Origin of the sequence: Anaeromyxobacter dehalogenans 2CP-1 (assembly GCF_000022145.1) — a bacterium.
Classification (GTDB): domain Bacteria; phylum Myxococcota; class Myxococcia; order Myxococcales; family Anaeromyxobacteraceae; genus Anaeromyxobacter; species Anaeromyxobacter dehalogenans.
In genome coordinates, this window is the sequence record NC_011891.1 from 644127 (window position 1) to 666360 (window position 22234).

Below are 22234 nucleotides of genomic sequence, written 5' to 3' on the forward strand. Positions count from 1 at the left end.
CCGCTGGTATCTCCCCGTCGTCCGCGACCGCGGGCGACGGGGAGGAGGTCGCAGCCATGAGGGACGCGAGGGAACCGGGCGAGCCAGCGGCGGCGGGCGGCGCGGACGGGGCCGCATCCCGCGGCGAGCGCCTCGACGGCGCGACGCTCGCGCACGAGCTGAAGAACCCGCTCACGGCGGTGAAGGCGCTGGTGCAGCTCGGGCTGGCCAACCCGCGAGAGGCCGCGTCGCACGAGCGGCTGGAGCAGGTGGCGCGGGCCGTCGAGCGGATGGAGCGGATCCTGCGCGACTACCTCGCCTCGGCGCGCGGGATGGCGGAGCTCGCCCCGGCGCAGGTCGAGGTCGGCCCGCTCGTCACCGGCGTGCTGCAGGGGCTCTCGGCGCGCGCGAGCGAGGCGCGGGTGCGCCTGGTGGCGCGCGGCGACGCGACGGTCGAGGCCGATCCGCGGCGGCTCGAGGAGGCGCTCGTCAACCTGGTCGCGAACGGGATCGAGGCCACCCCGCCGGGCGGGGAGGTCGCGGTGGAGGTGCTGTCGTCGGCGGAGGGCGCCGAGCTGGTGGTGCGCGACACGGGGAGCGGCATCACGGCCGACGCGCTCGAGCGGCTGGGCACGCCGTTCTTCAGCACCCGGTCCGGGGGGAACGGGCTGGGCGTCGCGCACGTGCGGTCGGTGATCGCGATGCACGGCGGCTCGCTCCGCTACGAGAGCGAGCCCGGGAAGGGCACGGTGGTCCGGGCCACGCTGCCCCGGCGCGCCCGGGCCGCCTGAGGCGCTTCAGAGCAGCGCGGCCGCCGCGGCTGCGAGGACCGCCACGGCGGCGCCGGCGCACCAGTCGCGGGCGCGGGGCGGGGGCGCACCGGCCCACGCCTCCGGGCTGTCGAGCCGCCGCGCGGCCACCGCCAGCGTCTGATCCCAGGTCATGCGGGCGAGGTTCCGTGTGCCGGCCTCCACCACCAGCGCCAGCGTGCGGGTCCTCGACAGGCGGACCCGGCGCGCCCGCAGGGCGGCGCGCGCCGCCTCGAACGCGGCCAGCGCGCGCGGGACGAAGTGCACCATGAGCAGGAGCGCGAGCGAGGCGGTCCAGGCGCGATCGCGCAGCACCGGCCGCGTCAGCGTGGCGAGCGCGAGCCCCAGCGCGCGCGGGGTGACGAGCGCGCTCACCGCGGCGCCGAGCAGGAGCAGCGCCGCGAGCCGCAGGCAGAGGAGCCCGGCGGTGGCGAGCGCGGCCGGGGGCGGGACGCCGCCGGCGAGGTCGAGCGCGAGCTTCACGCCGCCCCACAGGAGCGCGAACCCGCCCGCCCACCGCGCCAGGCGGCGCGCCTCGCGCGCGGTCGCGCCGGACGCCGCCAGCGCCGCCGCGAAGCCGGCCGCGTAGAGCGCGTTGGCCGCGGCGCCGGCGCGCCACACCAGCACGCCGAACAGCAAGGCGAGGAGCAGCACCACCCGGCCGTCCACCTCGCCGAGCGGACCGCGCGCCCGTCGCGCGGCGGGCCAGGACGGCGCTCCGGTCACGCCCATGGGTCGAGCCCGTGCGCGGAGAGCCACGCGCCCGGCGGCCGGACCCCGTGCCGCCGCAGCAGCGGGAACACCGCCTCTGCCGCGCCGTCGGCCACCAGCCGCCCGCGCTCCAGCACCAGCCAGCGATCGGCGAGATCCGCCAGCGCCTCGAGGTCGTGCGCGGCCACGACCTGGGTGACGCCCGCGGCCCGGTTCGCGGCGAGCACCGCGCGCACCTCGCGGATGGCCGGGTAGTCGAGGCCGGCGAACGGCTCGTCGAGCAGCAGCACCTCCGGCGCGTCGCGGAGCGCGGTCGCGATGCAGAGCTTCCGGCGCGTGCCGAGCGAGAGCGCGTGGACCGGCGCGGCCAGGTCCGCCAGGCCGAGCCGGGCCGCGAGCGCCCGGGCCGCGCCGCGCGCGGTGGCGTCGCCGGGCCGGAGGCCGAGCAGCAGGTCCTCCTCCACCGTCGCGCCGATGATCTGCTGATCCGGATCCTGCAGCACCAGCGCGGCGCGCCGGCGGATGGCCTCCTCCGCGCCGGGCGAGGCGTCGCCGCCCACCGCGAGCGTGCCGGCGCTGGGCGTGAACAGGCCGGCGAGGAGCGCGAGCAGCGTGGACTTGCCGGAGCCGTTCGCGCCCACCACCGCGCAGAGCGCGCCGCGCGGCAGCGCGAAGCCGATCGCCTCGAGCGCCGCTCCGCCCGCGCCGAACGCGTAGCCGAGCCCGTCCGCGCGGATCATGCCGGCGCGAGCCCCTGCGCGCGCAGCCGGCGGGCCACCCACAGCGCCACCACCACCTTCACCACGTCGAACGGCAGGAACGGGACCACGCCGGCCACGATCGCCTGGCGTGCGCCGAGGTGGAGCACGGCCGCCAGCCAGGCCGCGCCGACGAGGTAGGCGGCCGCGAGCGCCGCCGCGCCGGCCGCGAGCCCGGCGGCCCAGCCGATGGGGCCGCGCCGCGGGACGAGGCCGGTGAGCGCCGCCGCGACCACGAAGCCGAGCAGGTAGCCGCCGGTCGGCCCGAGCACCACCCCCAGCCCGGCGGCGCCGCCGGCGAACACCGGCAGACCGAGCACGCCCGCCGCAACGTAGAGCGCCACCGCCGCCGCGCCGCGCGCCGGGCCGAGCAGGTAGCCGGCCAGGAACGCGAACAGCGGCTGGAGCGTGATGGGGACGGCGCCGATGGGGACCTGGATCCAGGCGCCCACCGCGATGCAGGCCGCGAGGAGCGCCGTCCAGACCAGCCGGTGCACGCGGGCGAGCGGGGGAGACGGGGCGGGGCGCGGAGGGGCGGGGTCGGCGTTCGGGGCGGGCATGGCTGGCCTGCGTGGCCGCGGGTGCGGCGCGCCAAGGAACCACCTCCGGCGCGTGGGCGCAAGGGCGCGCACGGGCGAGGCGCGCCGCCAGGCGGCGGGTTAGAACCGTCGCCGGCCATGACCTCCCGACCCGCGCTGCCGCTCGTCCACGTGGTGCGCCCGCCGCGCGTCCCGTCCGCGCACCCGCCGCTGCTGGTGCTGCTGCACGGCATCGGCGCCGACGAGCGCGACCTGCTGCCGCTCGCCGCCCACCTCGATCCGCGCTTCCTCGTCGTGTCGCTCCGCGCGCCGCACGAGGCCGAGCCCATGGGCTTCGCCTGGTACGCCATCGACTGGCGGACGTCACCGCCGCGCCACGACGCGGCGCAGGCGGCCGCCAGCGTCGACACCCTGGTGGCGTTCCTGGCGGGCGCGCCGGCCGCGCTCGGCACCGACCCCGCGCGAACGTTCCTGTTCGGCTTCAGCCAGGGCGCGGCCATGTCGCTCGCGGCGGCCCTGGCGCGCCCGGACCTGGTGCGCGGCGCGGTGCTCCACTCCGGCCGCCCGCTCCCGGGCCAGCCCGCGCCCGCGGGCGAGCTGGCCGGCCTGGAGGTGCTGGTGCTGCACGGGCGCGCCGACCCGGTGCTGCCGCCGGAGCACGGCCGCGCCATCCGCGACCTGCTCGCCCCCGCGCTCGGCCCGCGCCTCGTCCACCGCGAGCTCGACGGCGCGCACGAGGTCACCGCCGAGACGCTGGGCGAGGCGGCGCGCTGGCTCTCGGCGCGCCTGGGATAGGCTCGCGCCGTGCACCTGCGCGGCTCCATCACCGCCCTGGCGACCGGGCGAGCTGCACCACGTGCTCGTCTCGGCGGGCCGCGCGCTCGGCTCCCGCGCCGCGCAGGCCTACCTCGCGTACCAGCTCACCTTCGGTCCCGGCGGCGGATCGGAGCAGCCCCCCGGGAACGGCGCCGCGCGCTGACCGGGCCGCGCCCACCCGCCAGCACCCCGAGCGCCGCCGCCTGCCGGCGCAGCAGCTCCACCAGCGCGGCCGCGGCCGGCGAGAGCGGGCCGCCGCGCCGGCGCCGCACCAGCGCGGTGTCGCGGAACACGGGCGGGAGGTCGCGCACCGCGACCTCCACCAGCGTGCCGCGCGCCAGGTCCTCCGCGACGTAGGTCCGCACGAAGAACCCGACCCCTGCACCCTCCAGCGCCAGCGCGCGCGCCGTCTCCATGGGGATCTCCACCGGCGTGCCGGCCTGCTCGGCGAGGCGGGTGAGGAGCGGGTGGGGCGCCTGCCACCAGCGCAGCCGGAACATGGGCCGGCCCAGGCGGACCAGCTCACCCTCGGTGAGGTCCGGGCGCGCCGTCACGGGGTGGCCGGGGCGCGCCACCAGCAGCACCGGCTCGTGGAACCGCAGCACGTCCTGCAGCTCGGCGGCGACCGGCTCGGGGCACGGCCAGGTCACGATCCCGAGATCGACCAGCCCGTCGAGCAGCAGCGCCACGATCCGCTCGTGGTCGCCGGCCCGCACCAGGCACTCGACCTCCGGGTGGCCGCGGACGAACGCGCCCAGCGCCGGCCCCACCAGCCCGCCCGCGACCGAGCCGAGCGTGCCGAGCCGCACGCGGCCGCGCTGCCCGATCTGCGCCAGCCGCGCCGCCTCCAGCCCCTCGGAGAGGACCTCGAGCGCGCGCCGCGCGTACGGCAGCAGGCTCTCGCCGAGCGCGGTGAGCGACACCCGCCGGCCGCGCGTGAAGAGCGCGCCCCCGACCTGGTCCTCCAGCGCCCGGATGCGCGCGCTGACCGCGGGCTGCCCGAGGCCGAGCGCGATGGCTGCGCGGGTGAAGCTCGCCTCCCGCGCCACCTGGTCGAACGCCGCGAGCTGCTCCCGGTCCATGCCGAGCCTCCATCGAGGACGTCGATGCGAACTATATGGCGCATCGGGTGTGTCAATCGAGTGCCGGCGCTATGTTGAGCGGGTCCGGGGCCGCACCGCCCCGCGGAGGACGCCATGAGGCAGATCCGGATGGCCACGCTCGACGACGCCGGGGACGTCGCGGAGATCTACGGCGCGGTGGTGGCGGGCACGCCCATCTCGTTCGAGCTGGAGCCGCCCGGTCCCGGGGAGATGGCGCGCCGGATGGCGGCGGTGCTCGAGCTGGCGCCGTGGCTGGTGTGCGAGGAGGACGGCCGGGTGGACGGGTACGTCTACGCCTCGCGCCACCACGATCGCGCTGCCTACCGCTGGAGCGTGGACGTGACGGTGTACGTGCGCGACGGCCGCCGCCGCGGCGGCCTCGGGCGCGCGCTCTACACCGCGCTGCTCGAGCTGCTCCGCGCGCAGGGGTTCCACGCCGCCCACGCCGGGATCACGCTGCCGAACGCCGGGAGCGTGGGGCTGCACGAGGCGCTCGGCTTCCGGCCCATCGGCGTGTACCCGCGCGTCGGCTGGAAGATGGGCGCGTGGCACGACGTCGGCTACTGGCAGCTCGAGCTGCGCGAGCGCACCCGCGCCCCGGGGCCGATCCTCGCGGTGGATGCGCTCCGGCGCTCGCCGGCGTGGGATCGCGCCCTCGCCGCCGGCCAGGTGCTGCTCGCGCGGTAGCCGCCGCGCGCCGCCCGCCGGTCCCTCGGTCCGTGCCCACGCCGTCGCGCCCCGGGTGTATGGATGGCCGGTCCGGCGGCGCGCACGCGGCGCGGCGCGCATTGCGGAGGAGCGATGGCAGAGGTGACGGCGACGCAGGGCGGCACGGTGGTGGTGGTGAACGCCGAGCAGATGGGGCGCGGCGACGACGGGCTCGGGGCGAAGCTGCTCGGGAACTACCTGCGCACGCTCGCCTCGCTCGAGCCGAAGCCGGAGGCCATCGTCTTCTACAACGGCGCGGTGCGGCTGCTCGGGCCGGGCTCGGCGCACCTCGAGGCGCTGCGCCAGCTCGACGACGCGGGCGTGGACCTGCTCGCGTGCATCACCTGCCTCGAGTTCTTCCAGCTCACCGGCAAGCTCGAGGTCGGGCACGTCAGCAACATGCGCGAGATCGCGCAGCGCACGCTGGCGGCGGCGAAGGTGATCACCCTCTGACGTGCGCTACGCCGGCGGGCGCAGCACCTCGTAGCCGCCCAGCTCGGACCGGACCCGCCACCGGGCCAGCGCCGCGGTCCGGTCGAAGCCGATCCGCTCGGAGTGCGCGCGGACCGCCGTGGCGGCGGCGTCGAGCGCCGCCCGGCTCTCCCACACCGCGAGCGTGATGAGGCCGAAGCGCGAGGGCCCGCCGGTCTGGCGGAACACGAGGTGCCCGCGGAAGCCGGGCAGGCCGGCGAGGACCTCGAGGTTGGCGCGCATCGCGGCCTCGAACTCGGCGCGCGCGTCCTCGGGGACCTCGAACGCGTCGATGCGGAACTGCAGGGAAGGATCGTTCTCGAGCGGGGTGGTGAGCTTGGTCATGCCCGGGATCTGGCGCGCGCGACCGCCCGGCGATTGTACGAATTCATGGCGTTGCGCCCGGCCCCTTCCGGCGCCAAGTACCGGTCGTGCAGGTGCGAACCATCCAGCCGGGACCGGCGCTCGCGGACCTCGTCCGCTGCTTCCAGATCGTGGAGGCGCCGGAGGAGGCGACGCGCACGCTCCTGCCCGACCCCGGCGCCGTCGTCGCGTTCCGGTACCGGGGCGCCGCCGCGCTCGTCGAGGGCGGGGAGACCTCGCGGATCCCGGATGCGTCGATCACCGGGCCGCGAGGAACGTGCCGGCGCATCCGGACGTCGGCGGGCGGCGGCCTGGTGGTGGCGAAGCTCCGCGAGGACGGCGCCGCCCGGCTCATGGGCGTCCCGGTGAACGAGCTGTACGGGGCCGTGCTGCCGGCGGACGCGCTCGCGCCGCGGGCCGCGGTGGACCGCGCCACCGCGCAGGTCGCGGAGGCAACGACGGACGAGGCGCGCGTCGCGGCCGCCGAGGCGTTCCTGCTGGCGGTCGGGCGCCGCGCGCCGGACCGGCTCGTCGGGGCCGCCGTCCAGGCGATCCGGGCGCGGCGCGGCTGCCTGCGGATCGCCGGGCTGGCCCGGCAGCTCGGGGTCGGCCAGGACGCGCTCGAGAAGCGCTTCCTCGGCGTGGTGGGCACCTCGCCCAAGCAGCTCGCGTCGCTCCTGCGCCTGCACCACGCGGTCGAGCTCCACCTCGGCGGCGCCTCGCTGTCGAGCGCGCCGTACCAGGCCGGCTACTACGACCAGTCGCACTTCATCCGCGAGTTCCGGGCCGTCACCGGCGAGCCGCCCGGGCGCTACTTCGCCGCGGGCACCCATGGCTGAGGCGGGGCGCGCCCTCAGCGCCTTCGCTTCAGGCGCGCCTCCGTGTACGTCGTGAACTCCTTGCCCGGCGCCGCCAGCTCGAACACCTCCACGAGCTCGTCCGGTCCCTCGAAGCGATAGGTCTCGCGGGCGCGCCAGCCCGGCGCGATGTTCTCGATGGCCTCGCTCGTGAAGACGAGCGGGCTCGCCGGCGGCGATCCGGCCGGCGCCGCGTAGGTGTTCACGAACCCCTCGACGTGGAACTGCCGCAGCACGTAGACACTCCGCGCGCGATCGAGGCTGACGTAGCCCACGTCCTCGTGCAGCTCGCCCTCGCGGTTCCCCTCCTGCGGCGGATAGGCCGAGGCGTTCCGCACCTCGATGAAGCGGTCGCCGAGGACGAGGCGGTACTCGCGGCGCACCGTGCCGGCGCCCGGGGCGCCGCGGCTCGTCCCCTCCCAGACGCCCAGGAAGCCGCGGAACGCCGCCCACGGGTCGGGTGCCTGCGCCGGGGCCGAGGTCCCGCCGGCGGGCTTCGCCGGGCCGGGGTCGGCCGCCGCGGCCGGCATCGCGAGCGCGCAGAGCGACAGCATCAGCAGGCCGGGGGCGGGGACGGGAGTGGAAGGGTGCATCCCCGGACTGTACCGCGGCGCGCGCGCCGTGCGGCGGCGCCATCGTGTGCACGCGCTCAGCGTCGGCCCGGCTCGCCCGCCGCCAGCGCGTCGGCGAGGCGCCGCTCCAGCTCCTCGATGCGGGCTCGCAGCGGCGCGGCCGCCGCCTCGACCTCGGCCGCCGTCCACCGCGGCGTGATGTGCTGGCTGCAGTTCCAGTCGAACGCCGCCACCTGCACCACGAAGGCGCGCTCGACCCGGGCCGCGGCGGGCGAGGGCGCGAGCGCCGCGAGGAGCGCCGGGTCCTCCGGCCCCACCCGCCGCGCGTGCCCGAGCAGCTTCAGCCGCGTGCGCGCCGGGTAGTCCATGAAGAACAGCGCCACCCGGTCGTCGTGCGCGAGGTTGCCGACCGTGACGTACTGCCGGTTGCCGCGGTAGTCGGCGAACCCGATCGTCCGCGGCCCGAGCACGCGCACGAAGCCCGGCGGTCCGCCGCGGTGCTGCACGTAGGGCCAGCCGGTCTCGCCCACGCTCGCGAGGTAGAAGCTGTCGCGCGCGGCGATGAACCCGGCCTCGTCCGGGCCGAGCGCGTCGTGGTGGTCGGGGCCGGCCTCCATCCGCGCGTACGCGGCCCGGCTCCCCATCGCCTCCTGAACGGCGCGGACCGAGGGCGTGAAGGCGAGCTCGGCGAATCGGTGTCCCATGTCTGCGCTCCGTGGTCCAGGGGCCGCCCCGCCGCGCCCGGCGCCAGGACGGCGGCCGGACGCGGTCGGGGACGGGCCGGCTCAGTTCGCCGCCGCCTTCGCCGGCACCGCCCGCCCCAGGAACTCGCGGATGCGCCGCGCGATCTCCGGCCCGTGCGTCTCCAGCGCGAAGTGGCCGGTGTCGAGCAGGTGGATCTCCGCCGAAGGGTTGTCGCGCCGGTACGGCTCCGCGCCGGCGGCGACGAAGATGGCGTCGTTCTTCCCCCACACCACCAGCGTGGGCGGGCGGTGCGCCCGGAAGTAGGCCTGCCACGCCGGGTAGAGCGGGAGGTTGGTGCGGTAGTCGTAGAACAGGTCGAGCTGGATCTCCTGGTTCCCGGGCCGGTCGAGCCGCGCCTGGTCCACCGTCCAGGTGTCGGGGCTGACGAGCGACGGGTCGGGCACGCCGTTCGTGTACTGCCAGTGCGTCGCCTTCGGCGAGGTGAGCCAGCGAATCGCCTCGCGGTCCGCGGCGCTGCCCGAGGCCCAGTACGCCTTGATGGGATCCCAGAAGTCGCGGATGCCCTCGTCGTACGCGTTGCCGTTCTGGACCACGAGCGCGGTCACGCGCTCCGGGTGTGCGGTGGCGAGCCGGAACCCCACCGGCGCGCCGTAGTCCATCACGTAGAGCGCGTAGCGCCGGAGCCCGAGCCGCTCGGTGAGCGCCTCCACCACCTGCGCGTAGCGGTCGAACGTGTACGAGAACGCGTCGCGGGCCGGCATGGCGGAGTGGCCGAAGCCGGGGTAGTCGGGCGCGATGACGTGGTAGCGGTCCGCGAGCGCCGGGATGAGGTTCCGGAACATGTGCGAGGACGTCGGGAAGCCGTGCAGCAGGAGAATCGCCGGCGCGCCGGGGCGGCCGGCCTCCCGGTAGAAGACCTCCACGCCGTCGATGTTGGCGGTGCGGTAGCGGACCTGCACGGCGCCCGTCGCCGGGCCCGCGGACGCGGCGGCGGTGCGGGACGGCAGCGCGGCCGGGGCGAGCGCCAGCGCCGCGAGGAGCGCCGCGGCGAGGGGCCGCGCGGGGCGGCGGGTCGGGGGGATGGGGATCACGTGGACCTCTCTCGTTCGGTGGCGGGGGCGGGAGTGCCCCCGGACGCGAGAGAAGGTGGCGCGGGCGACCGCCCGAAAGAATACGTGGTGCGCGCAAGGCATTCTTCCGCGGAGAGGAACGATGGACCGGCTGCACCAGCTCCAGGTGTTCGTGGCCGTGGCGGAGGCGGGCGGGTTCGCCCGGGCGGGCGCGCGGCTCCGCCTGTCGCCGCCCGCGGTGACGCGCGCGATCGCCGCGCTGGAGGGGCGGGTCGGCGCGCGCCTGTTCAACCGCACCACCCGCACGGTGCGGCCGACCGAGGCAGGGCTCCGGTTCCTCGAGCCCGCGCGCCGGGTGCTCGCGGACCTCGAGACCGCCGAGCGCGAGGCCGCCGGCGAGGGCGCGGCGCCCGCCGGCCACCTGACGCTCACCGCCTCGGTGACGTTCGGCCGGTGGGCGCTCGCGCCGGTGGTGCGCGCGTTCCTGGGCCTGCACCCGGGCGTCACCGCCTCGCTCGTGCTGGTGGACCGCGTCGTGAACCTGGTGGAGGAGGGGGTGGACGTGGCGGTGCGCATCGGGCAGCTCCCCGACTCCGACCTGGTGGCGCGGAAGGTCGGCGAGATCCGGCGGGTGCTGGTGGCGAGCCCGGCGTACCTGCGCGCGCACGGGGCCCCGTCCTCGCCCGCCCGGCTGCGAGCGCACGCGGTCATCGCGTTCACCGGCCTGCACGCCGGGCGCGAGTGGCGCTTCGTGGACGGCGGCCGGCAGGTGGCGGTGCCGGTCGCGCCGCGCCTGGTGGTGAACGACGCGCTCGCGGCGCTGGACGCCGCCGAGGCCGGCGACGGCATCACGCTCGCGCTCTCCTACATGGTGGCGGAGCGGATCGCCGCCGGGCGGCTCGTCCCGGTGCTGGGCCGCTTCGCCCCGCCGCCCGTGCCGGTCCAGCTCGTCCACCCGCACGCGCGGCTGGTCGCGCCCAAGGTGCGCGCGTTCGTGGACTTCGCCGCGCCGCGCCTCGCGGCGGCGATCGCGGCCCTGCCGCCCATCCCGGAGCGGTCGCCGAGATCGCCGCGGCGCCCGGACCGCGCTACTCGCGCATGAGCGGGTTCGACCGCGTGCCCGCGGCGCCGGGCTCCCGGGACAGCCGGGCCCAGTGGCGATCGCCCGGGAAGTGCGAGACGAGCGCCGCGAACGCGATCGCCCACGGCGGGAGCGCGCGCGTGTCGCGCGTCACCATGAACACGACCACCGCGAACAGCGCGGCGCCCTCGCACAACGCGGTGGCCACGATGAGCCGCGTCAGCGCGAGCCGCTCGCGCGTGAGCGCCGGTCCGGTGGGCGTCGCGGCCGGGCGCATCCGGACCGCCCACAGCCAGGACACCGCCACCTCGACGCCCACCGCCACGGTCAGCACCAGCAGGAGCGGCTGCGCGATGTCCGGGGCGGACTCGCCTGCGAGCGGGAACGCGAACGCCACCGCCAGGAACAGCACCGGGGCCGCGGCCAGCGCCCTCCAGATTATCACCGCGTTGCGACGCTCCGGCGACCGGTCCATGCGACCTCCCGTGGACGCACAGTGTAGCCGCATGGGCGGGCCGGGTCGCGTGGCGCGTTCGCGGGACGTTTCCCCGCGGCGATGCGTCACCGGTACCCGGTCACGTCCGCCGGCTTCCCCGGATCCTGCACCTCGACCATGTAGCGCCACGCGTCGGGCCGGCTCCCGTCCACGTCGGTGAAGCCGTAGACCTTCGCGAGCTGGCCGCTCGAGAGCGACTGCCCGTTCCAGCGCGCCACGTCCGGATCGCCCGCCAGCGCCGCCACCGCCCGGCCGACGAAGGCCGGCGTCTCGGAGATGGCGAAGTGCGGCTCCTTCGCCAGCGCGTCGCGCCAGTTCGCCTCCGTGACGCCGAACACCTCCAGCATCATTTCCGACCGCATCCAGCCCGGGGTGAGCGCGACCGCGGTCGCCCGGTGCGGCGCGAGCTCGTGCCCGAGCGACCAGGCCATACGCAGGTTGGCGGCCTTGACGAGGTCGTAGAAGAACGAGACGCGGTAGTTCCGGGCGTTGTAGTCGGCGGTGCCGTCGGTCACCTCGACCACCAGCCCGCCCGGCGAGCGGATGAGCAGCGGCAGCGCGTGGTGCGCGGTGATGGCGTGCGTGTCCACCGCGAGCCGGAGCGTGTGGAGGCCGTACTCGAGGTCGGACTCCCAGACCGTCTTGTTCCACTCCATCTTCGTGCCGCCGAAGATGTCGTTCACGAGCACGTGGAGCGCGCCCTGCTCGCGGTCGATCCGCTCCACCAGCGCGCGGACCTCCGCCGGCACCAGGTGATCGACCGCCACCGCGATGCCGCGCCCGCCGGCGCGCGTGACGAGCTCGGCGGTCTCCTCGATGGTCTCGGGCCGGTCCATCTCCGAGCGCCGCGCCCGCGTGCTGCGGCCGGTGCAGTACACCGTCGCGCCCGCGGCGCCGAGCTCGACCGCGATCCCGCGCCCCGCGGCGCGCGTCGCGCCGGCCACGAGCGCAACCTTTCCTTCCAGGGGCTTCGTCATGGTGTGGGTCTCCTCCGGTGGGCCGACCATTTACTCGCGGCGAACGGCGCCTGCCACCCCTTGCGCCCGCCTCCCCATCGGTGGCATCGGCCTCAGCGCACCCCGCCGCGACCCGGGTCGTGCCCCTCGCCCGGCCGCTTCCCCAAAGAGCCGCGCCTCGGTGCTGGACGCCGCTGCGGCGCGCGACGACCGTCGTCGGCATGGACACGACCGGCACCCGCACGGCGAGGGACGGCGTCGCGTCGTTCCACGGCGGCGATCGCCTCCTGCTCGGGATCATCCTGGGCGTCCTGACCTTCTGGCTGTTCGCGCAGACGACGCTCAACATCGCGCCCGACATGCGCCGCGACCTCGCCACCGGCGAGAGCGTGATGAACATCGCCGTCGCGCTCACCGCGCTGTTCTCCGGCATCTTCATCGTGGTGATGGGCGGCCTCGCAGATCGCGTCGGGCGCGTGAGGATGGTCCGGCTGGGGTTCCTGGCGAGCATCGCCGGCTCGCTGCTGGTCGGCCTCGCGCCGGCCGGCGGGCTGGCGGTGGCGTTCCTCCTGGCTGGGCGCGCGCTGCAGGGGCTCTCGGGGGCGTGCATCATGCCGGCGAGCCTCGCGCTCGTGAAGGCGTACTGGGACGGCGCCGAGCGGCAGCGCGCGATCAGCCTGTGGTCGATCGGCTCCTGGGGCGGCTCCGGGGTGTGCTCCCTGTTCGGCGGGCTCGTGAGCCAGAACCTGGGCTGGCGCTGGATCTTCTTCGGCTCGGTGCTGGTCGCCGTCATCGGGCTGCTGCTGCTGCGCGGGACGCCAGAGAGCCGGGCCGAGGGCGGCGCGGCGGACTACCGGTTCGACCTCGCCGGCGTGCTCACGTTCATGGTCGCGATGGTGGCCCTGCAGGTGGTGGTCACGCAGGGGAACCAGCTCGGCTGGACCAGCCCCGCCTCGCTCGGCCTCGTCGCGGCCACGGTCGTCTTCGGCTGGCTGTTCCTCCGGGTCGAGCGCCGGGCCCGCAGCCCCTTCATCGACTTCGGCCTGTTCCGGAGCTCGACCTACACCGGCGCGACCGTCTCGAACTTCCTGCTGAACGGCGTCGCCGGGACGCTGATCGTGTCGCTGCAGCTGGTGCAGGTCGGCGGCGGCATGACCGCCCAGCGCGCCGGCGTCCTGACGCTGGGCTACGCCGTCGCCATCATCGCGTTCATCCGCGTGGGCGAGAAGCTGCTCCGGCGCTTCGGCGCGCGCCCGCCCATGCTCTGGGGCTGCGTCATCACCGGCGCCTCGATCCTGCTGCTCGCGCCCTCCAACGTGATGCTGGCGCGGTACGAGGCGATGGCCGTGATCGGCTACACGTTGTTCGGCGTCGGGCTTGCGTTCTACGCGACGCCCTCCACCGACGCGGCGCTCTCGAACCTGCCCGCGTCGCAGGCCGGCGCCGGGTCCGGTCTCTACAAGATGGCCTCGTCCCTCGGCGCCGCGTTCGGCGTCGCGATCTCCGCGGCGATCTTCACCGCGCTCCGCGCCGCGCCGCAGAGCGTGCGCTGGCTCGAGGGCGTGATCACGTTCCAGGGCCGGCAGGACAACCTCGCGGTGCGCGAGGCCGCCATCGTCGCGCTCGGCTTCAACGAGCTGATGGTCGTCGTCGCGATCGTCTCGATCGTCCTCACCATCCCGCGGGGCGAGCGGGGCCAGGGCGCGTGAGCGCCTCGCCCGCGTCCGCGCGCGCCAGCCGCACGATGGTGGTGATGCTCGCGGCGGCGATGAGCGCCTCGAGCACCGTGCCGCCGACCGAGCCGGCGAGCACGTTGTTCGCGAGCCAGGCGAAGGTGCTGGTGAGGAGCACGAGCCGCATCGGGATGCCCTGCATCGTGAAGACGGCGACTGCGCCCAGGCACGAGCCCGCCACCGGGATCCACCCCGTCCCGCGGGTCCCGACCCCGACCGCGAGGGCCAGGTTCACCGCGATGGCCGCCGCGGCGAGCCAGGCGGAGCGGTAGCGGATGGAGAGCAGCGTGCGGACGCCCGACACGCCCGCGCTCGTCGCCGCCGGCGGCCGGCCCAGCAGCGCGAAGTGGAAGACGTAGGCGACGCACTCCGCCGTCACGAGCTGCTTGAGGCGCCGGTCGTCGCGCTGGAGGAAGCCGGTGACCCCGAGGACCAGGGCCACGTACCCGGCCACCTGGGCCGGGGAGAAGAGATGCATCGCGGAACGCTCCTGAAGGGCGCGGATGCTGCCACGCGGGCGCGCGGCGTGCAAACGGCCGGAACCCGGCCACCCCGGACGCCCCCTGAATCGCGCCGCCTCACTCGATCGGAGCGGCCGCGGGGTCCGGTGAGGCCGCGAGCGATCCGGCCACGCGCCGCTCGAGCTCCTCGACGAACCGGTCGAAGCCGGCGCGCTGCCGCTCGTCGAGGACCTCGCGCATCTCGGCCCACTGCCTGCGCCTCGCCGCCTCGAGCTGCGGGGCCACGGTGCGCCGGATCGCGGCGAGCTCGCCGCGGTGGCGCGCGAGCACCGCGCGGAGCTCGGCGCGCTGCTCGCGGGTGAGGTCCAGGTCCCGGTCCAGCCGGAACAGGATCGCGCTGGCCCGGGCCTGCTCCGGCGGGCCGGAGAGCAGCCGCGCCACCGCGCGCTGGACCACGGCGCGAGACACCACCGCGCCAGTGGCGCCGCCGGCCAGGAACACCAGCGCGAGGACGAGCACCACCTGCCAGCGGGCGCGGCTCACGGCAGCACCTCCAGGACGTAGGCGGCGCGCGAGACCTGCTCCTCGAACGTCCGGTCGGCGCGCCAGCCCAGGAGCAGCATCGCGACGGTGAGCGCGGCCGCGCCGAGCGCGATCGGCCGCGCCCCGCCGGCGAGGACCATCCAGGCCGGCGGGCTCCGCAGCCGGGCGGCGATCGCCGCCTCCAGCCTCGCGACGACCGCCGCGGAGGGATGGAGCGCCCCGGTGGCGTCCCGGAGCCGGCCGAGGCGGGCGTCGTCGGTCTCGTCATGGTCACGCATGCTTCCTCCTCTCGCGCAGAAACGCTCGCGCGCGCACCAGCCGCTGCTCCACCGCGCCCTCCGAGCAGCCCAGCAGCGTCGCCACCTCGGCGGTGCTGTGCCCCTCGAGCTCCTTCAGCACCAGCGCCACCCGCTGCTCCGCAGGCAGCTCGTCCAGCCACTCCGACAGCTCGCGCAGCGCGGCGCGGGCCTCGAGCGAGGCGCCCGGGTCGAGCACCTCGTCGGCCGGCGCGGCGTGCGTCTCGCGGACGCTCCGGCGGCGGCGGGCGCGGAGCGCGTCGAGCGAGGCGTTCACCACGATGCGGTGCAGCCAGGTCTCGACCGACGAGCGACCCTGGAACGCGCGTCCGCCCAGCCCGGCGCACGCTCGCACGTAGCTCTCCTGCAGCACGTCCTCGGCCTCCGCGAGGTCGCCGGTGAGGCGCGCCGCGAGGCGGTATAGCCGCGGGGCGGTCTCCCGGACGATCCGCCCGATGTCGTCGTCGTGGCTCGCCGTCACGCCGCTCCGCCGCTCCGGTCCCGAACACCTCGACGGCTTGGACGCCGCCGCCCGGGCCGACCCTACGGCCGTTCCGGGCGCCCATCCTCTAACGGAGGCGCGAGGCGAACGGAGCCGCGAGGCGCGCCGCCCTGCGGGTGGAGTCCCCGCCGGGCGCGGCGTAGGGCGCCCCGGACCGGCGGCGTCAGAGCGGCATGATCCACACCGAACCCCTGTCCCTGCTCGCCCTCGCCGTCCTCGCGCTCTCCTCCCCCGCGTCCGCCTCGGCCGCCGACCCGGACCTCGTCGCCCGCGCCCGTGCCAGGGAGTCCGCCCAGCTCGCCGAGCTGGCGCGGTCGCCGGTTCGAGTCGAGGCCGAGGGACGCGCCTCGGGCGGCCGGCGCTCGCGCGACCTCGCCTGGACCCGCGAGATCACCTACGCGCCCGACGGGACCGTGCAGGTCCGCCAGCTCTCCGGCTCGGGCGAGCGAGCGCGGGGCGGGCGCGGCGTCCAGCTCCTCGGCCCGCTCACGCTCGCGCCCTTCTCCGTCCCCGGTGCGCAGATCGCGGTGCGCCCGTCGCCCGGTCCGGACGGGAGCGTCCTCGTCGAGGTGAGGTCGCCCGCGGGCGGCGCCCTCTCCGCCGTGGTGGTCGAGGTGGACCCGGCCACCGGCGCGAAGCGCGCGCTCGAGGTCTTGCCGGGGGGCGGGGAGGGCGGGCGCGTGTCCGAGGCCCGGGCCCGCATCACCTTCGACGCCGACGGCGCGATCGGGCGCCTCGAGTCGCACGCCGAGATCCAGGGGCGCCGGGGCACCGGGACCGTCGAGGTGCACGGCCGCCGCGTGGCCGCCGCCGCGCAGCACTGAGCCGATCGCCCGCCCGTCCGGAGCCGCGCCATGCTCGCCCCGCTCGCCGCCCTCTCGTCGCTCGCCGTCGCCGCGACCGTGGTCGTCACCCACCCGCGCACCGTCATCGTGGCGCCGCCGCGGCCGCGCGCCGTGGTCGTGGTGCCCGCGCGTCCACCGCCGCCCCCGCCGCCACCTCCCCCCATGGCGCGGCGGGAGGCGGTGGAGCGCGGCTACGGCTGGTGCGGCGCGAGCGGCTACGCCTGCGTGCTGGTCGAGGCGCACCCCCGCGGCCCGGTCTGGGACGTCCACTTCCGCGCGCGCCGACCCGGCGCCGCCGGTCCGCTCCGCGTCACGCTCGACCGGCAGACGCGTGCGCTCGTCGAGGTGGTGGAGCCCGGGCCGAAGCCGCCGCCGGCGCGCTGACGAACCGCTGCCGCCGGGACGGACGGCGCCGCTGTCTTCGCGCAGAGTGCGATGCTACGCTGGCGCGGCAATCGACCCGTCAGGGATCGCTTCGTGCGAGCCCCCATCACCGCCGCTTCCGTTCACCCGATGACCACACCGAAGCTCCCGCTCGCCACCCTCGCCGCGATGGCGTTCGTCGGCTGCGCCACGAAGGCATCGTCAGCCCCCGTCCACCCGTCACCTCCTGGCGATCCGGCGCCCGCGAGCTTCGAGGCAGTGGTCGTGGGGACGATCCACCGGTCGCACCTCACCGAGCCCGCCTATCCGCTCTCGTATCTGGCCGGGCTCATCGAGACCTATCGGCCCGACCTCATCCTCGTCGAGGTTCGCCCAGAGCCGTTCGCGCTCGGACGCCTCGAGGACGGGCCGTTCGAGATGACCTACGTGACCTGGCTCGGCCAGGCCAGGGGGATCGCGGTCAGCCCCGTCGACTGGTTCCGGGACGGGGACGTCGGCGTCGATGCCGATCCCGAGCCCGAACCCGCCGACAGGAACGCGTTCGAGGAGGAGACGGCCGCGCTCGAGGCGCGCATGGACCGCCCGCTCACCTTCGCCGAGGTCCACTCACCTCGCCAGGATGCGGCGGTCCTGTCCACGCTGAACGTCCGCGCGCGCTACCTCGCCGGCAATGCCGCCTGGAACCGGCGCCAGGCGTGGCTCCACCAGCAGGCGCTGGAAGCCATCCGCCGTCGGGGCGCGCACAAGGTGCTCGCGTTCGTCGGAGCGTTCCACCGACCGGAGCTCGAGGCGTTCCTCGCCGGCCAGGGCGGATCGGTCCGCAGCCCGCGGTCCATCCGCTTCGACGCGGCGAAGCGCGCCGCGGTGCCGCCGCAGGTCGTCCAGCTCTGGCGCGAGGGCGCCGCGCGGCTGAGGGCGCAGGCGGCCACGGCCCCGGTGAAGCGCGCCGAGGCGCTCGCGGGCAAGGCGAGGTACCTCGAGGTAGCGGCCGACCGCGCCGGGCAGTGCTGCGTCGAGCCCACCGCGTTCGAGACGCCGTCCTCGCGGTGACGGGGGGATCCGATGGTGAGGCGAGTCCTCGGAATCGACGTCGCGAGCGCAGCGTGGCGCGACAATGGGAGCGCGATCATCGAGTTCGATGATGCGTCCGGCGCGTTCACGGCCGTCCGGGCGCCCGCCATCGCCTGGCCCACGACGTCGCTCACGCCGGCGTCGCTGGCCGCGGCCATCGACACGGTCGCGCGCACAGCGGGGGTCACCGCCGTCGCGCTCGACGGGCCACAGGGCTGGCGGGATCCGGCGACCGACCCTGCGCTGCGCGGCGTCGGTCGAAGGTGCGAGCTCGCCTGCCGCACGCAGGGGAAGACCGGCGCGTATCCGAAGACGTACCCCGGCAACCAGCGCCGCTGGATCGAGTTCAGCATCGAGGTGTTCGACGCGCTCCTGTCCAGGCCCGGCGTCGTGCTCGCGAACGAGCGAGGCGGGTGCCGGCCCCCGGTCGACGGGTATGCGGTAATCGAGTGCTTCCCGACCTCCGCCTGGCGGGCGAGCGGGCTGAAGCCGCTCCCGGGCAAGGGGTCGCGCCCCGCGCTGGAGCCGCACGCTCGTGCGCTCTGGGACGCCTTCGCCCTGCCGGAGCCTCGGTCACGGCTCTCGAGCCATGACGATCTGCAGGCCGTCGTCGCAGCGCTCTGTGCCGTGCCGGTCTGCGGTGGCCCGGCCATCGCCGTTCCCGAGGGCGTTCCAGCCTTCGTGGACCGCAGCGGCCGGCGGCTCGAGGGGCTCATCTGGAACGTTCGTCCCGGAGCTTCCTCGGCGTCCTAGCGCGCGCACGCTCCCGGCGCTCCGGAACGGCGCGCGGCTCGCCCCATCCGGCAGCGCCCGGCGGCTCGACTTCACCCGCGCGACGTAGGATGGGAGCCGGATGATGCAGGCGGTCGTCCCCGGCGGCGCCGAGCAGAGCCGCGTCCCCGCGCCGGCCGCGCTCCCGGGGCGCAGGGTGCACGGACCATGAACAAGAGCCGTCTCGAGGCGTTCAGCGATGGCGTCCTCGCGATCATCATCACCATCATGGTGCTCGAGCTGAAGGCACCGCCCGGCGACACGCTCGAGGCGCTCGCGGCCATGCGCTCGACGTTCCTCGGCTACGTGCTGAGCTTCGTGTACGTCGGCATCTACTGGAACAACCACCACCACCTGATGCACACCGTCCACCACGTCACCGGCGGCATCATGTGGGCCAACCTCCACCTGCTGTTCTGGCTGTCACTCGTCCCCGCGGTCACGGCGTGGGCCGATCACTACCCCTCGTCGCCCTTGCCGACCGCGCTCTACGGCGTCGTCCTGCTCGCGTCGGCGCTCGCGTGGCTCGTCCTCCAGCGCGCCATCATCCGCGCCGGCGGCTCCCTCCGGCGGATGATCGGGGCCGACCTGAAGGGCAAGCTGTCGCCGCTCCTCTACCTGACCGCGATCGCGCTCTCGTTCGTCCGAACCTGGGCCGCCGACGCCGTCTACGCGCTCGTCGCCGCGCTCTGGTTCATCCCCGACCGCAGGATCGAGCGGAGATCGGGGGAGGGGGATTAGGCGCGCCGTGCGCTGCCAACGAAGCGCTCCGCATCCGTCCCGGCGAGTGAGCTCCGTCCATTTCCGGGGAGCGCTGGACGAGCGTGGGCCCCGATCCTGGTCGGCCCGCGCGTGTAGCCGGAGCTTTCGGAGGACGCGTCCGTTGCACGCGGTAGGATCCCTGCAACACGCCGGCGGGGGCCCATGCTGACCGACATCCACATCGAAGGGTTCCGGTCCGTGCGCGCGGTGAGACTTCGCCTCGCGCCCGTTACCGTCGTGCTCGGCGCGAACGGAACGGGGAAGACGAATCTCTACCAGGCGCTCCGTCTGCTCAAGGCCGCGGCGTCAGGCACGCTCGCACGGACGGTTGCGGACTCCGGCGGGATGCCGTCCGTCCTCTGGGCCGGTGCAAGGAAGAAGGGAGCCATCCGCCTGCGGGTGGGCGCGACGATCGACGAGTTCACGTACGAGCTGGCCCTCGGCCTCCCGACGCCGTCGGAGGCGGTGTTCCCTACCGATCCTCTCGTGAAGGAAGAGCGGATACGCTTCGACGGCGCGCTCTTGCTCGATCGGTCGAAGCGGTCGGCAAAGCTGCGGGACGCCGACGGTCGTCCCGTGACGCATGCCTTCGAGCTCTGGGCATCGGAATCAGCGCTCGCGCGGCTGTCCGAGCCGCAGCGATATCCGTCGCTCTTCGCGGTCAGGGAAGCTCTGCTGGCGTGGCGGTTCTATCATCAGTTCCGCACCGACGAAGGCTCGCCCATCCGGCAGTCGCAGGTGGCGGTGAGCACACCCGTCCTGGCGCATGACGGGCGTGATCTGGCCGCTTCACTTCGAACGATCCAGGAGATCGGCGACGAACGGGCGCTCGCGGCCGCCGTGGACCGCTTGATGCCGGGCGCCCGCCTCGATGTCGCGGACGGCACCCTCGTTCGCGTCGAGACCCCAGGCCTGCGGCGGCCGCTGGACGCCCGCGAGCTGTCCGACGGCACCCTCCGCTACCTCTGCCTGGCGGCCGCCCTGCTGTCGCCACGGCCACCACCGCTCCTGGCCCTGAACGAGCCCGAGACGAGCCTTCACGAGAGCGTCCTCCCCGCGCTCGCAGACCTGATGTCTGCCATGCCTCGCAAGACGCAGCTCTGGATCACGACGCACGCCAGGTCGCTCGCGGACGCGCTCGCGTCCCGCGGCGCGAAGGTCGTCGAGCTGCACAAGGTGGACGGAGAAACGCGAGTCGTCGGCGCCCCGCAGATGGAGCCGGAAGCGGGCGACGAACCGGAACCGTGAGCCCCGGCGGCAGGCCGACCTGTCAGCGATGTCCTGAGACGATTTCCGTCAGCGATGTCTTGGTACACCGAGGACGGTCAGGTCTTGGAGGTCGTCTTCCGGCGGGGTGACGGCCGGGAGGGCTCGTCGTCGTCGGTCGGGATCGCGAGGTCGTGTTCGAAGTCGTTGATGAGGTCGAAAAGGTCGCGGGCTTCCCAGGCTCGGTTCCGCTTCGCGAGGGTGATCGCGTGGAGGATGCCCTTCTCGGCGAGCGTGGCGATGGCCTCGTTCACGGCCTGCTTGGAGCGGTCGAGGAACTTCTGGGCGGTCGCGACGGTGACGATGGGGTGGGCGGGGAGCTCGACGATGAGCGCCTCGGCGCTGGAATGGCGGCGCGGGCGACCGGCACGCTCTCGCCAGCGTTCCTGAAGCTCTGCAAGGCGTAGCGCGAGGTCGCTGGCCTTCGCGGAGGCCCGCTCGATGGCCTCGGCGAACGAGAGGATCCAGTCGGCGGGCCGGTCCTCGCGGAACGCGGTCAGCCCGCCGATGTACGCCTTCGCGTCGGCAGCGAGGACGAGGCTGACGGGCGGAACGTAGCGCGGCGCGAGGCCGCGCCGGCGCAGCATGACGTGGATGAGCGCGCGGCCGACGCGGCCGTTGCCGTCGGCGAACGGGTGGATGGTCTCGAACTGCGCGTGGGCGATGGCTGCCTGGACCACGGGCGGGAGGTCCGTGCGGTTCATGAACGCGACCAGGTCCTCCATCAGCGCCTTCACCCGCTCGGGCGCTGGCGGGACGAAATCGGCGCGTCCGGGATTGAACGCGTTGCCGCCGATCCAGTTCTGGCGGTCGCGGATCCTGCCGGCGATCTCGGGTGTATTGGTCGCCAGCATCAAGTGGCGGTGGATCTCGAGCAGATCATGCAGCCGAAGGGGTTTCGCCGCGGCGCCGAGCGCGACCGCGTGCTCCATGGCGGCGACGTTTCCGAGGACGGATCGGGCGGTCTCGTCGCGGGCGTCGGGTGCCTCGGCCTCGGCGCGCGCGAGGCGCCGCTGCGACAGGACCAGACCTTCGATCCGGGAGGACGCGACGGACTCGGCCCGGAGGAGCCGGCGGGCGAGCACCTCCAGGCTGGCCAGGCGCGGCGGGTCGCGGTTCAGCGCATCGACGGCGCGCTCGGAGACCGACACGGCTGCCGCGACGCCGGACGGCAGGGCGGGCTGGAGCTTGGCGATGGGGTCCGGAAAGAACACGCGGTAGCGGAACGCACGCCGCTCCGCGCGTCCGCCGGGGGCGGACGGGTCGGCGGGCCAGGAGCGGGTCTCGTAGCGGGCCATCTTCAGAAACCTTGACCAGCGCGAAGCCTTAGTCAAGGTTTCGTGCGGAACCTTGACCAACGGGCGCCGCGGGTCAGGGTTTCGAATCGGCCGTGTCGCCCGTGCGCCCCTCGACTCCGCCTGCCCTGAAGAGCACGTGAACCCATCCCCTCCCGTCGCCGCGGCGGCCGATCCGCGTCGCATCGCGTCGTTGCTCCTCCCTCACATGCCGACGGGCATGCTCGGTCGTCGCGCCTCGCGCTGCTCGCGGCTCGACCGCCTGGCTCGGTCCGGGGATGGATTCACGCGCCCTGAGCCTGCCGAAGGGC

28 protein-coding genes are annotated in these 22234 nt (G+C 75.3%); 13 read left to right on the top strand and 15 right to left on the bottom strand.

Annotated elements, in window-relative coordinates:
* Positions 1–56: 56 nt before the first annotated feature.
* Complete coding sequence (locus tag A2CP1_RS02810) at positions 57–770, top strand: sensor histidine kinase (protein WP_012631969.1); 714 nt, start codon at positions 57–59, stop codon at positions 768–770.
* A 6-nt stretch (positions 771–776) separates the two neighbouring features.
* On the opposite strand, the gene A2CP1_RS02815 is transcribed toward A2CP1_RS02810, so the two are convergent.
* From A2CP1_RS02815 to A2CP1_RS02825, 3 genes are read right to left on the bottom strand one after another with little or no spacing between them, the layout of a single operon-like run.
* Positions 777–1520, bottom strand: a complete 744-nt coding sequence (locus tag A2CP1_RS02815) for a hypothetical protein (protein WP_012631970.1) — start codon at positions 1518–1520, stop codon at positions 777–779.
* Positions 1511–2239: an energy-coupling factor ABC transporter ATP-binding protein gene (locus A2CP1_RS02820; protein ID WP_012631971.1), complete on the bottom strand. Its 729-nt coding sequence runs from the start codon at positions 2237–2239 to the stop codon at positions 1511–1513. The genes A2CP1_RS02815 and A2CP1_RS02820 overlap by 10 nt, the downstream gene beginning before the upstream one ends.
* Entirely contained in the window at positions 2236–2817 is a 582-nt protein-coding gene (locus A2CP1_RS02825) for a biotin transporter BioY (protein ID WP_012631972.1), read from the bottom strand. Before A2CP1_RS02825 ends, A2CP1_RS02820 begins: the two co-directional genes overlap by 4 nt.
* A 117-nt stretch (positions 2818–2934) precedes the next feature.
* Here A2CP1_RS02825 and A2CP1_RS02830 point away from each other — a divergent pair, with 117 nt between their 5' ends.
* Positions 2935–3591 (top strand): alpha/beta hydrolase, encoded by a 657-nt coding sequence (locus A2CP1_RS02830; protein WP_012631973.1) that lies wholly within the window; start codon positions 2935–2937, stop codon positions 3589–3591.
* Positions 3592–3716: 125 nt separating this feature from the next.
* Here A2CP1_RS02830 and A2CP1_RS02835 read toward each other — a convergent pair whose 3' ends face one another.
* The gene (locus A2CP1_RS02835; RefSeq protein ID WP_012631975.1) at positions 3717–4694 is read right to left on the bottom strand and encodes a LysR family transcriptional regulator; all 978 of its coding nucleotides are present in this window, start codon (positions 4692–4694) and stop codon (positions 3717–3719) included.
* A 114-nt stretch (positions 4695–4808) separates the two neighbouring features.
* Between A2CP1_RS02835 and A2CP1_RS02840 the strand changes: the two genes are divergently transcribed.
* Together A2CP1_RS02840 and yedF are read left to right on the top strand one after the other, a co-directional pair.
* Positions 4809–5402 carry an arsinothricin resistance N-acetyltransferase ArsN1 family B gene (locus A2CP1_RS02840; protein WP_012631976.1) on the top strand — a complete coding sequence of 198 codons (594 nt, stop codon included), beginning with the start codon at positions 4809–4811 and terminating at the stop codon, positions 5400–5402.
* A 63-nt stretch (positions 5403–5465) separates the two neighbouring features.
* Complete coding sequence (yedF, locus tag A2CP1_RS02845; RefSeq protein WP_081444521.1) at positions 5466–5876, top strand: sulfurtransferase-like selenium metabolism protein YedF; 411 nt, start codon at positions 5466–5468, stop codon at positions 5874–5876.
* Positions 5877–5882: 6 nt separating this feature from the next.
* Here yedF and A2CP1_RS02850 read toward each other — a convergent pair whose 3' ends face one another.
* Positions 5883–6239 (bottom strand): antibiotic biosynthesis monooxygenase family protein, encoded by a 357-nt coding sequence (locus A2CP1_RS02850; RefSeq protein WP_012631978.1) that lies wholly within the window; start codon positions 6237–6239, stop codon positions 5883–5885.
* An 86-nt stretch (positions 6240–6325) separates the two neighbouring features.
* Between A2CP1_RS02850 and A2CP1_RS02855 the strand changes: the two genes are divergently transcribed.
* Complete coding sequence (locus A2CP1_RS02855) at positions 6326–7096, top strand: helix-turn-helix domain-containing protein (protein WP_012631979.1); 771 nt, start codon at positions 6326–6328, stop codon at positions 7094–7096.
* A gap of 14 nt (positions 7097–7110) precedes the next feature.
* Here A2CP1_RS02855 and A2CP1_RS02860 read toward each other — a convergent pair whose 3' ends face one another.
* The 3 genes from A2CP1_RS02860 to A2CP1_RS02870 all read right to left on the bottom strand — a co-directional run bounded on the left by A2CP1_RS02860 (position 7111) and on the right by A2CP1_RS02870 (position 9482).
* A complete protein-coding gene (locus A2CP1_RS02860; RefSeq protein ID WP_012631980.1) occupies positions 7111–7707 on the bottom strand; it encodes a lipocalin/fatty acid-binding family protein in 597 nt (198 codons plus the stop codon).
* Between the two features lie 56 nt (positions 7708–7763).
* On the bottom strand, positions 7764–8390 hold the full coding sequence (locus A2CP1_RS02865; RefSeq protein ID WP_012631981.1) for a pyridoxamine 5'-phosphate oxidase family protein: 627 nt from the start codon (positions 8388–8390) through the stop codon (positions 7764–7766).
* Between the two features lie 81 nt (positions 8391–8471).
* Positions 8472–9482 (bottom strand): alpha/beta fold hydrolase, encoded by a 1011-nt coding sequence (locus tag A2CP1_RS02870; protein ID WP_012631982.1) that lies wholly within the window; start codon positions 9480–9482, stop codon positions 8472–8474.
* Between the two features lie 121 nt (positions 9483–9603).
* On the opposite strand from A2CP1_RS02870, the gene A2CP1_RS02875 reads away from it, so the two are divergent.
* Positions 9604–10563, top strand: coding sequence for a LysR substrate-binding domain-containing protein (locus A2CP1_RS02875; RefSeq protein ID WP_012631983.1), 960 nt, complete (start codon positions 9604–9606; stop codon positions 10561–10563).
* Here A2CP1_RS02875 and A2CP1_RS02880 read toward each other — a convergent pair.
* Both A2CP1_RS02880 and A2CP1_RS02885 read right to left on the bottom strand, forming a co-directional pair.
* Positions 10550–11017 (bottom strand): hypothetical protein, encoded by a 468-nt coding sequence (locus A2CP1_RS02880; protein ID WP_012631984.1) that lies wholly within the window; start codon positions 11015–11017, stop codon positions 10550–10552. The genes A2CP1_RS02875 and A2CP1_RS02880 overlap by 14 nt on opposite strands.
* 86 nt (positions 11018–11103) lie before the next feature.
* The gene (locus tag A2CP1_RS02885) at positions 11104–12015 is read right to left on the bottom strand and encodes an SDR family oxidoreductase (protein WP_012631985.1); all 912 of its coding nucleotides are present in this window, start codon (positions 12013–12015) and stop codon (positions 11104–11106) included.
* A gap of 200 nt (positions 12016–12215) precedes the next feature.
* Here A2CP1_RS02885 and A2CP1_RS02890 point away from each other — a divergent pair, with 200 nt between their 5' ends.
* Entirely contained in the window at positions 12216–13703 is a 1488-nt protein-coding gene (locus A2CP1_RS02890) for an MFS transporter (protein ID WP_012631986.1), read from the top strand.
* On the opposite strand, the gene A2CP1_RS02895 is transcribed toward A2CP1_RS02890, so the two are convergent.
* The 4 genes from A2CP1_RS02895 to A2CP1_RS02910 form a co-directional block, all read right to left on the bottom strand.
* The gene (locus A2CP1_RS02895; RefSeq protein WP_012631987.1) at positions 13666–14205 is read right to left on the bottom strand and encodes a YgjV family protein; all 540 of its coding nucleotides are present in this window, start codon (positions 14203–14205) and stop codon (positions 13666–13668) included. The two genes, A2CP1_RS02890 and A2CP1_RS02895, sit on opposite strands and share 38 nt — an antisense overlap.
* Positions 14206–14305: 100 nt before the next feature.
* On the bottom strand, positions 14306–14731 hold the full coding sequence (locus A2CP1_RS02900) for a hypothetical protein (RefSeq protein ID WP_012631988.1): 426 nt from the start codon (positions 14729–14731) through the stop codon (positions 14306–14308).
* The gene (locus A2CP1_RS02905; protein WP_012631989.1) at positions 14728–15009 is read right to left on the bottom strand and encodes a hypothetical protein; all 282 of its coding nucleotides are present in this window, start codon (positions 15007–15009) and stop codon (positions 14728–14730) included. Before A2CP1_RS02905 ends, A2CP1_RS02900 begins: the two co-directional genes overlap by 4 nt.
* A complete protein-coding gene (locus tag A2CP1_RS02910) occupies positions 15002–15508 on the bottom strand; it encodes an RNA polymerase sigma factor (protein WP_012631990.1) in 507 nt (168 codons plus the stop codon). Before A2CP1_RS02910 ends, A2CP1_RS02905 begins: the two co-directional genes overlap by 8 nt.
* Before the next feature lie 194 nt (positions 15509–15702).
* Between A2CP1_RS02910 and A2CP1_RS02915 the strand changes: the two genes are divergently transcribed.
* The 6 genes from A2CP1_RS02915 (at position 15703) to A2CP1_RS02940 (ending at position 20610) form a co-directional block, all read left to right on the top strand.
* Positions 15703–16353, top strand: coding sequence for a hypothetical protein (locus A2CP1_RS02915; protein ID WP_012631991.1), 651 nt, complete (start codon positions 15703–15705; stop codon positions 16351–16353).
* Between the two features lie 30 nt (positions 16354–16383).
* On the top strand, positions 16384–16758 hold the full coding sequence (locus A2CP1_RS02920; RefSeq protein ID WP_012631992.1) for a hypothetical protein: 375 nt from the start codon (positions 16384–16386) through the stop codon (positions 16756–16758).
* 129 nt (positions 16759–16887) lie between these two features.
* The gene (locus tag A2CP1_RS02925; protein ID WP_012631993.1) at positions 16888–17808 is read left to right on the top strand and encodes a hypothetical protein; all 921 of its coding nucleotides are present in this window, start codon (positions 16888–16890) and stop codon (positions 17806–17808) included.
* Positions 17809–17820: 12 nt separating this feature from the next.
* Positions 17821–18582 (top strand): DUF429 domain-containing protein, encoded by a 762-nt coding sequence (locus A2CP1_RS02930; RefSeq protein ID WP_012631994.1) that lies wholly within the window; start codon positions 17821–17823, stop codon positions 18580–18582.
* A 186-nt stretch (positions 18583–18768) separates the two neighbouring features.
* Positions 18769–19341, top strand: a complete 573-nt coding sequence (locus A2CP1_RS02935; RefSeq protein WP_012631995.1) for a TMEM175 family protein — start codon at positions 18769–18771, stop codon at positions 19339–19341.
* Between the two features lie 183 nt (positions 19342–19524).
* Entirely contained in the window at positions 19525–20610 is a 1086-nt protein-coding gene (locus A2CP1_RS02940) for an AAA family ATPase (RefSeq protein ID WP_012631996.1), read from the top strand.
* Positions 20611–20687: 77 nt separating this feature from the next.
* Here A2CP1_RS02940 and A2CP1_RS02945 read toward each other — a convergent pair whose 3' ends face one another.
* Positions 20688–21926, bottom strand: a complete 1239-nt coding sequence (locus tag A2CP1_RS02945; RefSeq protein ID WP_012631997.1) for a Fic family protein — start codon at positions 21924–21926, stop codon at positions 20688–20690.
* Positions 21927–22234: the final 308 nt, after the last annotated feature.